11 protein-coding genes and 2 rRNA genes (1 of these 13 cut by a window edge) are annotated in these 13685 nt (G+C 62.6%); 7 read left to right on the top strand and 6 right to left on the bottom strand.

The window, feature by feature from the left end:
• Both GCU53_RS11790 and rrf read left to right on the top strand, forming a co-directional pair.
• Positions 1 to 589, top strand: a 23S ribosomal RNA gene (locus GCU53_RS11790); it begins 2303 nt to the left of the window's first position.
• 156 nt (positions 590 to 745) lie between these two features.
• Positions 746 to 861 (top strand): 5S ribosomal RNA (rrf, locus tag GCU53_RS11785).
• Positions 862 to 1020: 159 nt separating this feature from the next.
• Here the strand turns inward: rrf and GCU53_RS11780 are convergent.
• On the bottom strand, positions 1021 to 1779 hold the full coding sequence (locus GCU53_RS11780; RefSeq protein ID WP_152386438.1) for an IS5 family transposase: 759 nt from the start codon (positions 1777 to 1779) through the stop codon (positions 1021 to 1023).
• Between the two features lie 165 nt (positions 1780 to 1944).
• Here GCU53_RS11780 and GCU53_RS11775 point away from each other — a divergent pair, with 165 nt between their 5' ends.
• From GCU53_RS11775 to GCU53_RS11755, 4 genes are all read left to right on the top strand, one after another.
• Complete coding sequence (locus GCU53_RS11775; protein WP_152389873.1) at positions 1945 to 3081, top strand: efflux RND transporter periplasmic adaptor subunit; 1137 nt, start codon at positions 1945 to 1947, stop codon at positions 3079 to 3081.
• A 24-nt stretch (positions 3082 to 3105) separates the two neighbouring features.
• A complete protein-coding gene (locus GCU53_RS11770; RefSeq protein ID WP_152387785.1) occupies positions 3106 to 6240 on the top strand; it encodes an efflux RND transporter permease subunit in 3135 nt (1044 codons plus the stop codon).
• 109 nt (positions 6241 to 6349) lie between these two features.
• Entirely contained in the window at positions 6350 to 6655 is a 306-nt protein-coding gene (locus tag GCU53_RS11765; protein WP_244306734.1) for an I78 family peptidase inhibitor, read from the top strand.
• A gap of 770 nt (positions 6656 to 7425) precedes the next feature.
• Complete coding sequence (locus GCU53_RS11755) at positions 7426 to 7956, top strand: acyloxyacyl hydrolase (RefSeq protein WP_152387783.1); 531 nt, start codon at positions 7426 to 7428, stop codon at positions 7954 to 7956.
• Between the two features lie 153 nt (positions 7957 to 8109).
• Here GCU53_RS11755 and GCU53_RS11750 read toward each other — a convergent pair whose 3' ends face one another.
• The 4 genes from GCU53_RS11750 to GCU53_RS11735 all read right to left on the bottom strand — a co-directional run bounded on the left by GCU53_RS11750 (position 8110) and on the right by GCU53_RS11735 (position 11224).
• On the bottom strand, positions 8110 to 9102 hold the full coding sequence (locus GCU53_RS11750; protein ID WP_152387782.1) for a cytochrome-c peroxidase: 993 nt from the start codon (positions 9100 to 9102) through the stop codon (positions 8110 to 8112).
• Between the two features lie 192 nt (positions 9103 to 9294).
• Positions 9295 to 10158: an MBL fold metallo-hydrolase gene (locus GCU53_RS11745; protein ID WP_152387781.1), complete on the bottom strand. Its 864-nt coding sequence runs from the start codon at positions 10156 to 10158 to the stop codon at positions 9295 to 9297.
• 185 nt (positions 10159 to 10343) lie between these two features.
• Complete coding sequence (locus GCU53_RS11740) at positions 10344 to 10787, bottom strand: DUF6691 family protein (protein ID WP_152387780.1); 444 nt, start codon at positions 10785 to 10787, stop codon at positions 10344 to 10346.
• 2 nt (positions 10788 to 10789) lie between these two features.
• Positions 10790 to 11224 (bottom strand): YeeE/YedE family protein, encoded by a 435-nt coding sequence (locus GCU53_RS11735; protein WP_152387779.1) that lies wholly within the window; start codon positions 11222 to 11224, stop codon positions 10790 to 10792.
• 176 nt (positions 11225 to 11400) lie between these two features.
• On the opposite strand from GCU53_RS11735, the gene GCU53_RS11730 reads away from it, so the two are divergent.
• Entirely contained in the window at positions 11401 to 11937 is a 537-nt protein-coding gene (locus tag GCU53_RS11730) for a Tll0287-like domain-containing protein (RefSeq protein WP_244307175.1), read from the top strand.
• On the opposite strand, the gene GCU53_RS11725 is transcribed toward GCU53_RS11730, so the two are convergent.
• Complete coding sequence (locus tag GCU53_RS11725) at positions 11900 to 13681, bottom strand: EAL domain-containing protein (RefSeq protein WP_152387777.1); 1782 nt, start codon at positions 13679 to 13681, stop codon at positions 11900 to 11902. The two genes, GCU53_RS11730 and GCU53_RS11725, sit on opposite strands and share 38 nt — an antisense overlap.
• Positions 13682 to 13685 lie beyond the last annotated feature (4 nt).

The following is a 13685-nucleotide window of genomic DNA, read 5'->3' as shown; positions in this document are numbered from 1 at the left end:
TCGCAGAGTATAAAGGCAAAAGCGCGCTTGACTGCGAGACAGACACGTCGAGCAGGTACGAAAGTAGGTCTTAGTGATCCGGTGGTTCTGTATGGAAGGGCCATCGCTCAACGGATAAAAGGTACTCCGGGGATAACAGGCTGATACCGCCCAAGAGTTCATATCGACGGCGGTGTTTGGCACCTCGATGTCGGCTCATCACATCCTGGGGCTGAAGCCGGTCCCAAGGGTATGGCTGTTCGCCATTTAAAGTGGTACGCGAGCTGGGTTTAGAACGTCGTGAGACAGTTCGGTCCCTATCTGCCGTGGACGTTTGAGATTTGAGAGGGGCTGACCTTAGTACGAGAGGACCGGGTTGGACGAACCTCTGGTGTTCCGGTTGTCACGCCAGTGGCACTGCCGGGTAGCTATGTTCGGAAAAGATAACCGCTGAAAGCATCTAAGCGGGAAACTTGCCTCAAGATGAGATCTCACTGGAGCCTCGAGCTCCCTGAAGGGCCGTCGAAGACTACGACGTTGATAGGTGGGGTGTGTAAGCGCTGTGAGGCGTTGAGCTAACCCATACTAATTGCCCGTGAGGCTTGACCATATAACACCCAAACAATCTGCACGCAGCACGCTGCGGCAGCGGGTGGGGTCGAAGCCGACAGAACCGAAGATTCGCCTGAACCGCAAGAGCACCGCGACACCGATATCACATGCCCGATACGGGAGGGCGCCGCACAGCGACCTCCCCACCGAATTGCTTGACGACCATAGAGCGTTGGAACCACCTGATCCCATCCCGAACTCAGCAGTGAAACGACGCATCGCCGATGGTAGTGTGGGGCTTCCCCATGCGAGAGTAGGTCATCGTCAAGCGCCCTTTCCGAACCCCCGAGCCGTCATCCGGCTCGGGGGTTCTTGCTTGCGCCCCCGGACGCCCCGGCGGCGGGTCGGGGGGCGGCACAAGGCTTCTGGAGCGGCGTGGCTACTCTGATTTTCTTCAGAGCCGGCCTATATCTAGGTTCTGTTGACGTATCAGCGCAGCCATAGCAAAACAGCCGCAAAAGCCAGCATTCCCTTGAAATGGCTGGCCCTCTTCTCATAGCGAGTGGTGATCCGCCGGTAGTGCTTCAGCTTGCCGAACAGGCACTCGATCACGTGCCGCTCCTTGTAGAGATGCCAGTCGCAGGAGCGTTGCTCGATGCGGTTCCGTCTGGCGGGAATGACGGCCTGGATCTGGCGCTCCTTCAGCCAGGCCAGAAGCTGGTTGGCGTCATAGCCCTTGTCGGCCAGCAGTGCCGACGTGGCGATCCCCGCCATGAGTGGGATCGCCTGGCTGATATCGGCCGCTTGGCCTTCCGTCAGGATGAAGCGAATCGGTAACCCCAGCGCATCGGTCAACACATGGATCTTGCTGCTGAAGCCTCCTCGCGAATGCCCCAGTGCCTCCTGGGCCGCAGTACTGCTGGCCGCCCCGGCTGCACAGGCATGGGCACGCACGACGGAGCTGTCGATGCAGACGTGCTGAAGGTCAGCGTCCCGAGCCAGTACCGAGTGAAGCCGGTCCCAGACGCCGAGCCGGCACCAGCGGGTGAAGCGTTTGAAAACGCTGTTCCATGAGCCGAGGCAACGAGGCAGCATCCGCCATTGAGCGCCGCTGCGTAGTATCCAGAGCACCGCCTCGACAAAGCGGCGACAGCCGAGAGTACGGGTCAGCCGGATCCCCTTCGTGGCGCTCAGCAGACTTTGGATACGGGACCAGTCGGTATCGCTCAGACGGCTTCTGTCAGTCATGGCAAAAGCCCAGTTTTAGCACTGGGCTTGCGTCAACAGAACCTAAGCTCGTCATCCATCTTTCGCGTCGGCTTCGTCATCATCTGGTCTGTGACTACTCATGCGGCATCTACGCTTGTAAGTCAGCAAGACTTAGCCGAAATCATCACGAAAGAGGTTATTCAGATGCCAAAGAGGCGAGCGCCTGTCGCTGCAGTGGCTATCGTCGTTCTGGAGGCACTGGCGTTGAATGGCTGTAAGCAGGAGTCTTCACCGCCGCCGCGCCAAGCGCTTGAAGTGGGAGTCGTCACACTCGAGCCACAACCATATGTGCTGACTCATGAGCTACCTGGCCGTACTGCTGCCTATCGGATCGCGGAGGTTCGCCCACAGGTCAATGGCATCATCCAGAAACGCCTGTTCATCGAAGGTAACGAAGTCAGGGCCGGACAACAGCTGTATCAAATTGATGCAGCAGTATACGAGGCAGCCTTGAAGGAGACGGAGGCTACTCTGGCCTCCGCCAGATCGCTTGCAGCACGCTATGCCGTACTGATCAAGAGCCGTGCGGTGAGCCAGCAGGCCTATGAAGAGGCCCTGGCTGCCCGCTTGCAGGCCGAGGCCAGTCTGGACAAGGCCCGCATAGATTTGCGCTACACCAAGGTATTGGCGCCCATCTCCGGGCGTATTGGGCGCTCTGCCGTGACCGAAGGCGCACTGGTCAGCAATGGCCAGACTCAGGTGATGGCGACCATCCACCAACTTGACCCCATCTATGTGGATGTCATACAGCCGGCGCGTGAGTTGCTGGCCCTGCGCCGTGATCTGGCCAGCGGTCGTCTGGAAAGGACAGGGGAGCATACGGCCAAAGTCATACTGATACTGGAGGATGGTAGCGAATATACCCATGAGGGGCGGCTGGAGTTCTCCGAGGTTTCCGTCGATGAAAGTACCGGTTCGGTAACTCTGAGAGCCGTGTTCCCCAATCCCGACCGGGAGCTGCTGCCGGGGATGTTCGTCCATGCCCGCCTGTTCGGAGGGATGAAGAGCGAGGCGATTCTCGCGCCACAGCAGGGAGTGACACGCAATACCAAGGGCGAAGCCACAGCCATGGTAGTCAATGCAGAGAACAAGGTTGAGTTGCGGACGCTCAAGGCGGAGCGTGCCGTCGGCAATCGCTGGCTGGTAAATGAGGGGCTTCTACCGGGCGATCGGCTGATTACCGAGGGGCTGCAGTTCATTCATCCGGGGATCGAGGTAAAGGTGGTACCGGCAGGCAATGTCGGACAAGAAACCAGGGCGACCTCGCTGCCTTCAGGCTAGAGGGTCTGCGCAAGGGATAGCACGATGTCCGGATTCTTTATCGACCGCCCTATCTTTGCCTGGGTGATCGCCTTGGTGATCATGCTGGCCGGCGGTTTATCCATTCTCGGACTGCCGATCAATCAGTATCCAAGCATCGCTCCGCCGGCAGTGGGCATTTCCGTGACCTATCCGGGCGCTTCGGCGCAGACTGTGCAAGATACCGTGGTGCAGGTGATCGAGCAGCAGCTCAACGGCATCGATAATCTGCGCTATATCACTTCGGACAGCAACTCCGACGGCAGCATGACCATCACTGCCACCTTCGAACCCGGTACCGATTCGGACATTGCCCAGGTGCAGGTCCAGAACAAGCTGCAGCTGGCCACCCCTCTGCTGCCCCAGGAAGTACAGCAGCAGGGCATCCGGGTAACCAAGTCGGTGCGAAACTTTCTCTTGATCGTTGGCTTCGTTTCCGAAGATGGCAGCATGGACCGCAACGATCTGGCCAACTACATCGTTTCCAATATCCAAGACCCCATTTCCCGGGCCAAGGGTGTGGGCGACTTTCAGGTCTTCGGCTCGCAATATGCCATGCGTATCTGGCTGGATCCTGCCCGCCTGAACAACTTCCAGTTGACTCCTGTGGATGTGCGCAACGCAGTCGAGATCCAGAACATACAGGTTTCCTCCGGCCAGTTCGGCGGCCTCCCTGCCGTGCCTGGCCAGCAGCTCAGCGCCACCATCATCGGCAAGACCCGCCTCCAGACGGCCGAGCAGTTTCGCGACATTCTGCTCAAGGTCAATGGTGACGGTTCGCAGGTGCGCCTGGGCGATGTCGCCGAGGTAAGGCTGGGCGGCGAGAACTACAGCATCACCTCGACCTATAACGGCCGGCCGGCCGCGGGAATGGCGATCAAGCTCGCGACCGATGCCAATGCGCTGGAAACGGCCCAGGCGGTGCGGGACACCCTTGCCGAGTTGGAGCCCTTCTTTCCGCCAGGGGTGAGAGTCGTCTACCCCTACGACACCACACCGGTGATTTCTGCCTCCATCGAGGGAGTGGTGAAAACCCTCGGCGAGGCGATCGCACTGGTCTTCCTGGTGATGTACCTGTTCCTGCAGAACTTCCGCGCCACGCTGATTCCGACCTTGACGGTCCCGGTGGTGCTGCTCGGCACCTTCGGTGTGCTCGCCGCATTCGGCTTCACCATCAATACCCTGACCATGTTCGCCATGGTGCTGGCCATCGGCCTGCTGGTGGATGACGCCATCGTGGTGGTGGAGAACGTCGAGCGGGTCATGGTCGAGGATGGTTTGCCGCCACGAGAGGCCACGCGCAAGTCTATGGGGCAGATCCAGGGTGCTCTGGTCGGGATTGCCCTGGTGCTGTCTGCAGTATTCGTGCCCATGGCCTTTTTCGGCGGCTCGACCGGGGTGATCTATCGACAGTTTTCCATCACCATCGTCGCTGCCATGGCGCTATCGGTGCTGGTGGCGCTGATCTTCACCCCGGCACTCTGCGCGACCCTGCTCAAGCCTGTCGCCAAAGGTGAGCATCACCAGAGGCGTGGCTTCTTCGGCTGGTTCAACCGCACCTTCGAACGAGGTGTGCAAGGCTACGGGCATGGTGTCAGGCAGGTGCTCAGGCGCAAGCTGCCCTACCTGCTGCTCTACCTGGCGATAGTCGCCCTCATGGCCTGGCTGTTCACTCGCATACCGACTGCCTTCCTGCCCGACGAGGACCAAGGCGTGCTTTATGCCCAAGTGCAGACACCCGCAGGGTCCAGTGCCGAACGAACCCAGCTGGTGGTGGACGAGATGCGCGACTACCTGCTGGTCGAGGAGGGCCATCTGGTCAATTCGGTTTTTACCGTCACCGGTTTCAATTTCGCCGGTCGGGGACAGAGTTCCGGTCTGGCATTCATCTCATTGAAGCCCTGGGCTGAGCGAGCCGGTGAGGAAGACAGTGTGTTCGCCCTCGCCCAACGCGCTCAGCAGCGTTTTGCCTCGTTTCGCGACGCCCTGGCTTTCGCCTACGCCCCGCCGGCGGTGATGGAACTGGGCAATGCCAGTGGCTTCAATGTCTTTCTGCAGGACCGGGCCGGCGTCGGCCACCAAGTGCTGAGTACAGCTCGCGACCAGTTTCTTGCCCGTGCTGCGGAAAGCCCGGTGCTCAGCCGGGTGCGCGCCAACGGTCTGCGCGATGAGCCGCAGTATCGACTGCTGATCGACGACGAGCAGGCTCGAGCCTATGGTTTATCCTTGGCGGACATCAACAGCAGTATCTCCATCGCCTGGGGTGCCAGCTATGTCAACGACTTCATCGACCGGGGGCGGGTGAAGAAGGTCTATCTGCAAGGCAAGGCCGAGGCCCGCATGAGTCCGCAGGACCTTGGCAAATGGTTCGTGCGCAACACAGCTGGTGCCATGGTGCCCTTCAGCGCCTTTGCCCACGGCGAGTGGACCTATGGCCCGCCGAAGTTGGCCCGTTACAACGGCGTTTCGGCGATGGAGATTCTCGGCGAGCCGGCGCCCGGTTATAGCTCTGGAGACGCCATGGCCGAGGTGGAGCGGATCGCCGGAGAACTACCGCCGGGCGTCGGTTACGCCTGGACAGGTCTGTCCTACGAGGAGCGCCTTTCCGGGGCTCAGGCGCCAGCGCTCTATGCACTATCGCTGCTGGTGGTGTTTCTCTGCCTGGCGGCTCTCTACGAGAGCTGGTCGATCCCCTTCTCGGTGATGCTGGTCGTGCCATTGGGGATCATAGGCGCGCTCTGGTTCACCAGTCTGCGCGGGCTCTCCAACGACGTCTATTTCCAGGTGGGCCTGCTCACCACCATCGGCCTGTCGGCGAAGAATGCGATTCTCATCGTCGAATTCGCCAAGGATCTGCACGAACAGGGCATGGAACTCTTCGATGCAGCTGTGGAAGCCTGCCGCATGCGCCTGCGGCCAATCGTCATGACGTCCCTGGCATTCATCCTCGGGGTCGTGCCGTTGGCCGTATCCAGCGGTGCCGGTGCCGGCAGCCAGCACGCCATCGGTACCGGTGTGATCGGCGGCATGCTCACCGCCACCGTGCTGGCGATCTTCTGGGTGCCGCTGTTCTATGTGCTGGTGTCTTCCTTGTTCAAGGAGCGCAGCTCAGGGATCGCCAGCCGCAATGAGGAGCCATGAGCTCTCGTCGCTTCGTTTGGCAGCGAGGAGCTCTATCCTTCGCAGGCAGCCGGGGCAGCAGCGTCAACGGTGATATGGTTGTCGGGCTTGCATTATTTCAGGAGCAGACATGATCTCAAGATACGCCCCCTCCAGCCTTCTTTTTGCAATCCTGCTGCTGGCCGGCTGCAGTTCCGCCGACAAGTCTGAACCTGCCCCGGCAGCCGGTGGTCAGGGATGCAACGACAGCGCAGTGCAGGATCTGGTCGGCCAGACTGCCAGCCCGGCCCTGCTCGAGGAAGCCCGTCGGCGGGCCGGAGCACAGACGGCACGCGTGATCGGCCCTCAGGACAGCGTAACGCTGGACTACGATTCCAAGCGCCTGAATCTGGATATCGACGAGCGCCTGGTGATCAGGCAGATCCATTGCGGCTAGGGAGCTCCTCCAGCCATTGCCCGCCCCGCGCCCGATTGCGGCCGTCGGGGCGGCATTGCGCTTGGTGGGCGGCGACTGGCGCAAAGCCGACATTTCCGACAACACTCCATAAGATTGTAAGGAAATCCTCAATATATTATTGCAAATAGAGTAACGATACTTTTTGGAATCCCTGGTTTTTTGCCCTGCCAACCACTTCTAGAATCCCCAGAGCTTTTCATACTCCCGGTCTTGGCTGTGTCAGCGCAGTAGAAGTCCCTGCTTCATTTCCGAACTGCCTGGATAAGGAAGGAGCCGCGGCGCAGCCGCCGGGTGCGGAAATCCAACCACTCAACTTACGGGTTAAACCTATGACACCGGTGGTCGTTCCGTTATGGATGGCGCTTGCCTTCGTTCCGTGCGTACTGAGCGGCTGTGGATCGCCGCCTCAGATTGCCCACAGGGCCTATTCGGATGCCGAGATCAAGGAGTTCGCCCAAGGCATGCTGGGGCGGAGCACTCTGTCTCCGGATAAATACGAGAAATACAAGAAAGCTCTAGCCACTCCGTGAGGAGCCGAGTCAATAGAATAAATATTCAAGTTCGAGCCGTTGTCATGCGAAACTCCCGCCGCCGTATTGCGTGCGGTTTTCGCATGTAATGCTCGCGTGCCTTTTCTGCGAAACTCGTTTTGCCCGTCGCCAGACGGGCAGGCTTACGTCCGGCCAGGCAGGGCCGGGCTGTCAAGGAGTTCTGCATAATCGTAATTGCTAACAATAGAGGATGTTTCAATGCGAAAGTATCTGTCATTGCCCGCTGTCGCCGTCCTGCTTCTGGGATCGGCGGGGGTGGCACAAGCTGTCGAGGTGGGCGCCGCAGTCGGCGTCACCAGCCAGAGCGATATGACCTATCGCCTCAGCCTGGGCCTGCCTTGGGAAAAGCAATGGTGGAAGAGTGACCTGGGCCATGTGACGGGTTACTGGGATGCCGGCTATACCTACTGGGAGGGTGGCTCCGGCAACGACAACTACTCGGGTGCACACTCGCTGTCGTTCAGCCCCGTGTTCACCTACGAGTTCAGCGGCTTTGGCGTTACCCCGTTCGTCGAGCTCGGCGTCGGTGTCGCCTTCTTCTCGAAGACCCGCGTGGGCGAGCAGCAGCTGGGATCCTCCTTCAACTTCGAGGACCGTATCGGCGCCGGCATCAAGTTCGCGGGTGGCCAGAAGGTCGGTATCCGGGCGATCCACTACTCCAACGCCGGCATCAAGCAGCCCAACGACGGCATCGAGTCCTTCTCGGCCTACTACAGCCACGCCTTCTGATCCTGCGTTGCTCTCGAGCCCCGTGCCCTGCGCCGGAGCTCGAGCTGAGCGGCCAACTCCTGGCCGCCCAGCTTTCTTCTCCCGCAACCAGCTCTCGACGATGCAGTGCCGTGCAGCGGTCGGGGCGACAGTCATGCCGCTCCGGCAGTTCGTTCAATTGAAGGGAGATGGTTTCGCCGTCTGTGCCGTGGATGGCGGCAAAACGGGGATTTCCAGACGCGGCTGCTCGCCGGTGAGCGTCTTCAGGAAGGCGGTGATCTTGTCGATCTCATCCGTCTTCAACTGGCGACCGAGCTGGACGCGAGCCATCACGTCGACAGCCTCCTCCAGTTTCCAGTAGGCGCCATCGTGGAAGTAGGGATAGGTCAGTTCGATGTTGCGCAAGGTCGGCACCTTGAACAGGAAGCGATCCGCCTCCTTGCCGGTCAGTCCGGCCACGCCCAGGGCAGGGTTGCTGGTCTGGTAGGGAGTCACCAGGCCCATCTTCTGGAACGATCCGCCACCGACAGCCGGGCCGTTGTGGCAAGCCACGCAGCCCACCGACTTGAACAGCTGGTAGCCCTCCAGTTCGGTCTTGTTCAGCGCCGTCTCGTCTCCCTGCAGCCAGCGATCGAAGCGTGCGTTGGGCGTGACCAGGGTCTTTTCGAACTCGGCGATGGCATCGGTCACTTCATCCAGGCTGATCTTCTCGGACTGGTAGATCTTCCTGAAGGACTCGCGGTACTGGGGAATCGAGTTCAGCAAATCCACCGCCAGCGTATGGCTGAAGGCCATTTCCATGGGGTTGGCGATTGGCCCGCCGGCCTGCTCCTTGAGATCGACGGCGCGGCCGTCCCAGAACTGTTTCACGTTGTAGCTGGCATTGAGCACAGTCGGTGAGTTGATCGGTCCCTGCTGCCAGCTGTGGCCGATCGAGGAGGGCAGGTTGTCGCTGCCGCCCATGCTCAGGTTGTGGCAGGAGTTGCAGGAGATGAAGCCAGACTTGGACAGGCGCGGATCGAAGAACAGCTGCTTGCCCAGTTCGACCTTGCCCGGGTTGTCGACCTTGGCCGGTTGTATAGGCTGGATCGGCTCGTTGGCCTGCGGTGCGGCCAGGGCGTTGACGCTCAGGAGGATCCCGGCGGCCAGTAGCGAAAGCTTGTGCATTACGGTGTAGTCCTTGACGGTTTTTTCGAGTTTTTCAGAGGGGACGCGGCGTCAGGGCAAAGGTAGTCGCGGACTCGAATGTCCTTTCCCGCGTTACCCGGACAGAGCCCGGGAGGCTCTGGCTCAGCCATTCTGGCATGACTTGGGCGGCAATCGCATGACCTGCTCCCGACGGCGGGAGCAGGTCATGGTTCAGAATGCGTTCAGCGGGATCCTCAGGTAGCGGATGCCGTTGTCCTCGGCCGGCGGCAGCTCGCCGGCGCGCATGTTGATCTGCACCGCAGGCAGGAGCAGAGCCGGCATGGCGAGGGTTGCGTCCTTCGCGTTGCGCATGGCCACGAACACTTCCTCGTCGATGCCCTGATGGGCGTGGACATTGTGCCGGCGCTCTTCACCCATGCTGGTTTCGTGGAGGAACTCCGTGCGACCCGGCGCCTTGTAATCATGGCAGACGAACACCCGGGTTTCGTCCGGCAGCCGGTAGAGGCGCTGGATCGAGCGGTACAGGGCGCGTGCGTCCCCTCCCGGGAAGTCGCAGCGGGCGGTGCCGTAGTCGGGCATGAACAGGGTGTCGCCGACGAAGGCGGCATCGCCGATCAGGTAGGTCATGCAGGCCGGGGTATGTCCGGGGGTATGGAGGGCGCGGGCCCGGATGTCGCCGATCTGGAAGGCCTCGTCATCATGGAACAGGTGGTCGAACTGGCTGCCATCTCGGGCGAATTCCGCGCCGGCATTGAACAGCGTGCCGAAGGTTTCCTGGACCTGGGTGATGTGTTCGCCGATGCCGAGCCTGCCGCCGAGTTGCCGCTTGAGATAGGCGGCGGCGCTCAGGTGGTCGGCGTGGACGTGGGTTTCCAGAATCCACCGCACCTCCAGCTCCTGGGTGCGGACATGGGCGATCAGGCGATCGGCGGAGCCGTGGTCGATGTGCCCGGATGCAGGCTCGTAGTCCAGCACGGCGTCGATCAGGGCGCACTGACGGCTGACCGGATCGCTCACCACATAGCTGTAGGTGCAGGTGGTGGGGTCGAGGAAGGCTTCTACACGGGCGTTCATGGGCTGTCCTTCGGCAAGGGGATCCATACCCCGGGGAGTCTTGATGCGAAAGCCTGGCGGAAGGAGCTGCCCGAGGCCGGCCTCACTTTCCGCTCTCGCAGGTATTGGTGCCCATCACAGTGTAGGCCCGTCGCCCGTGGAAGCAGCCGGCGGCTATGCTCAGGGTGCGGGGGCGATGCCGGGTTTCATCTTGATCCCCGGTTCAACGGCCAAGGGGTGCGCTGCTGTTCCAGCACGCCGAACAGCCACATGCCGCCGAGCATGGCGAGCACGAAAATCAGGCTCTGCCAGTAGCCGCCGAGCAGCAGGGTGAGGGCCGGGCCCGGACAGACGCCGGCGATGTCCCAGCCGATGCCGAACAAGAAGCTGCCGCCGATCAGCCGACGGTCCAGCTCGCGCTTCTGCGGCAACTGCATGGGCGCGTCCAGCAATGAGCGTTGCTGGCGCCTGGCCCAGGAGAAGGGCAGCAGGGCGGTGCCGATGGCGGCAGCCATCACCAGCGCCAGCGAGGGATCCCAGGCTCCGGCCAGGTCGAGAAAGCCCAGTACCTTGGCCGAATTGCTCATGCCGGCCAGCAGCAGGCCAGTGCCGAAGAGCAGCCCGGCGAGCAGTGCACTCAGTCTGCGCATGTTCAACCTCCCCACAGGTGACGCAGCACGAAGACCGTGGCGAAGCCACTGGCCATGAAGGTCAGGGTCGCGGCCATGGAGCGCGGCGACAGGCGGGAAATCCCGCAGACGCCATGCCCGCTGGTACAGCCGGAGCCATAGCGAGTGCCGAGGCCGACCAGCAGACCAGCGATCACCAGGCCGGGCCAGCCGGTCTGGAATTCGGCTTCCGGCAGTGTGCCGAACAGCCCCCAGAGCAGAGGCGCTGCCAGCAGGCCGAGCAGAAACAGCGCCTTCTCGTCACGACCGTCTGCGTTGCCCTGCAGCAGGCTGCCGAGCAGGCCACTGATGCCGGCGATGCGCCCGTTCAGCACCACGAACAGGCTGGCCGCCAGACCGATCAGCACGCCGCCGGCCAGGGCCGGCCCAGGAGTGAAATGCACCCAGTCGATGTACATCCCGTCGCTCCTCCGCAGGGTCGCTTGGTTATGTTGATCAAACAATATATTTGTTTGTAAACTGTTTGCAAGCGTGGGGGATGGAGCCTTCGGGAGCCTGGCCAGTCCTTCGTTCCCTCTTCTTCAAGGCTCCCTGCCAGCATAGTGTGGAGGTGGCCATTCGTTTTCCCGTTGCTCTGACCCTGCTGCTCGCCAGTGGGCTCTCGTTTGCCGATCCGCAAGAATTCGAGGCCGAGGCGCGCGCCCTGATACCGCCTTTCGCCCAGGCGCTGCAGGACACCGTCAGGCAGGCGCTGGCCAAAGGCGGGCCGCAGAATGCAGTGCAGGCCTGCCAGAGCCTGGCGCCGGCCATCGCCGAGCAGCACAGTCGGGAGCCCTGGCGCGTCGGGCGGACCGCGCTCAAGGTGCGCAATCCGGCCAACCGTCCGGATGTCTGGGAGCGCCAGGTACTGGAGCGTTTCGCAGAGGCCGCCGCTGCGGGACAGCCCGTCGCCGGGCTGAGCCATGGCGAGGTGGTCGACGGCGAGTATCGCTACATGCAGGCCATTCCCACCGGCGAGCCTTGTCTGGCTTGTCATGGCAAGAACATCGACAAGGCCCTGCTCGCCACCCTGGACGAGCGTTATCCCCAGGACCAGGCACGCGGCTTCGCCCTCGGCGAGCTGCGCGGCGCCTTCACCTTGCGCCGCCCCGCCGACGGCATGACGCCTTGAGTGGCAGACCCGATTGATGGGCGCCGGATCTGCGTCCGCCCAAGTCGGGGTACCAACTGCCTGAGGCGCGGGATGGCCCCTTTGCCAGGGGCCACGGAGCCGGCGTGACCTTGCCGCCCACCCCGTCGGCTGCAGCCTGCCGGCTCCTGGGCGGAAGGGATTCCAGCAGAGTGCCGTCGATCAGGGCGCGGAAGGCATGTGCGCTCAGCGGACGGGCAAACAGCCAGCCCTGTCCGTAGTCGGCACCCTCGCTGCCGAGCAGGCGCGCCTGGTCCTCGCGCTCAATGCCTTCGGCGATGACCTTGAGGTGCAGCGCCCTGGCCATGCGCACGATGTGGGGGGCGACGCCACTGCTGGCGGCATCGGCCCCCAGGGCATCGATGAATGCCTTGTCGATCTTCAGGCAGTCCACCGGCAGCATCTGCAGGTAGGCCAGGCTGGAATAGCCGGTGCCGAAGTCGTCGATCAGCACCCGGTGGCCGCGGGCGCGCAACTCCGCCAGGTTCCGGCTGGCCGCCTGCACGTCGATCAGCCCGCGCTCGGTCACCTCGAAGGCGATCTGCTCGGGCCGGACGCCGTGCCTGGCCAGCAGGCGCTCGGTCAGCGGGCCGATCCGCGGCACACTGACATCGCAGGCGGACAGGTTGATCGAGATGTACAGCTCGGGATGCCTGCGCAGCAGCTCGCCGAGCTGTTCCAGCACTTCCTTGAGAAGGAAGTCGGTGATTGCGCGGATCTGCCCGGTCGACTCGGCCAGCGGAATGAACTGCTCGGGGCTGGTCAGGCTGCCATCGGGGCGCTGCCAGCGCATCAGGGCCTCGGCGCCGATGCAGCGGCGGCTGGCGAGGTCGAAGATCGGCTGGTAATGGACCTTCAGCTCCTGGCGCCGCAGGGCGCCCTGCAGCTCACCGCGCAGCGACAGGCGCCCGCGTACCAGCCAGAAGGTTATGCCGCCACCCAGCAGGGCCAGCAGCAGGCTGGCCGGCAGCAGGCGCTCCCAGTATGCGCGGATGCGCTCGAGCAGCCTGGCGCGTGGAGCCAGCAGGGCCAGCCGATAGTCCGGGTTGTCGCCCGGCAGAGAATAGAACGGCTGTCCGTCGAGCAACTGCAGCGAGGTGCTGTCGGCTGCTCCGGGCAGGATCGTCAGGGGGCGCGTCGCCGCGAGAAGCGGCAGTGCCTTGGGGCTGCCACGGGGAATCAGATAGACGCCCAGGCCGTCGGATGAGTCGATCGCATCGAGCAGATGGCTGCGGAGGCTGGAAACCCGAAAGGGACCGTGGGCGACCACCAGGGAGGCCGGGGTGTCGCCGGGATTGTTCGTTGCCGTCAGCCAGTAGTCCTGGCCCTGGCTGCGGAAATCGGCCGGCCGGGACGGCTCCGGCGACGCATGACGCGGCCGGCTGGAGCAGCGCTGTCCGTCGGCAACGAAGCTGGCTTCGTGAATGAAGCGATGGTCGAAGCTGACCTGGCGCAGGTTTTCCACCAGCGCCGGATCGCAGCGACGCAGGGGCTGCAGTTCCAGGGTGGCGAGTCCCTGATGCAACTGGTCGAGCACCTGTTCGAGACGTCCCCGGATGCGGTCGCCGCGACTTGCCAGATCTCCCCGCTGGGCTTCCCGCGCCTGGGAGAGCGCCAGGCCCAGGCCGAGAAGCACGAATAGAAGGGCACCGGCCAGGGTCGTCAGCAGGGCCATCGGCCAAGGCCGGTAGATGGCTCGGTACAGTTGCACCAGGGCGTGTTGCATGTCA

The organism is Azotobacter salinestris, from assembly GCF_009363155.1.
Lineage (GTDB): Bacteria > Pseudomonadota > Gammaproteobacteria > Pseudomonadales > Pseudomonadaceae > Azotobacter > Azotobacter salinestris.
Note: the sequence above shows the minus strand (reverse complement) of the source record. Positions and strands in the feature narration are given on the sequence as shown.

Bases quoted from the DNA above. Each gene is read 5' to 3' on its own strand.
- GCU53_RS11780 (WP_152386438.1), bottom strand. From the start codon at position 1,779: ATGACTGACAGAAGCCGTCTGAGCGATACCGACTGGTCCCGTATCCAA.
- GCU53_RS11775 (WP_152389873.1), top strand. From the start codon at position 1,945: ATGCCAAAGAGGCGAGCGCCTGTCGCTGCAGTGGCTATCGTCGTTCTG.
- GCU53_RS11770 (WP_152387785.1), top strand. From the start codon at position 3,106: ATGTCCGGATTCTTTATCGACCGCCCTATCTTTGCCTGGGTGATCGCC.
- GCU53_RS11765 (WP_244306734.1), top strand. From the start codon at position 6,350: ATGATCTCAAGATACGCCCCCTCCAGCCTTCTTTTTGCAATCCTGCTG.
- GCU53_RS11755 (WP_152387783.1), top strand. From the start codon at position 7,426: ATGCGAAAGTATCTGTCATTGCCCGCTGTCGCCGTCCTGCTTCTGGGA.
- GCU53_RS11750 (WP_152387782.1), bottom strand. From the start codon at position 9,102: ATGCACAAGCTTTCGCTACTGGCCGCCGGGATCCTCCTGAGCGTCAAC.
- GCU53_RS11745 (WP_152387781.1), bottom strand. From the start codon at position 10,158: ATGAACGCCCGTGTAGAAGCCTTCCTCGACCCCACCACCTGCACCTAC.
- GCU53_RS11740 (WP_152387780.1), bottom strand. From the start codon at position 10,787: ATGCGCAGACTGAGTGCACTGCTCGCCGGGCTGCTCTTCGGCACTGGC.
- GCU53_RS11735 (WP_152387779.1), bottom strand. From the start codon at position 11,224: ATGTACATCGACTGGGTGCATTTCACTCCTGGGCCGGCCCTGGCCGGC.
- GCU53_RS11725 (WP_152387777.1), bottom strand. From the start codon at position 13,681: ATGCAACACGCCCTGGTGCAACTGTACCGAGCCATCTACCGGCCTTGG.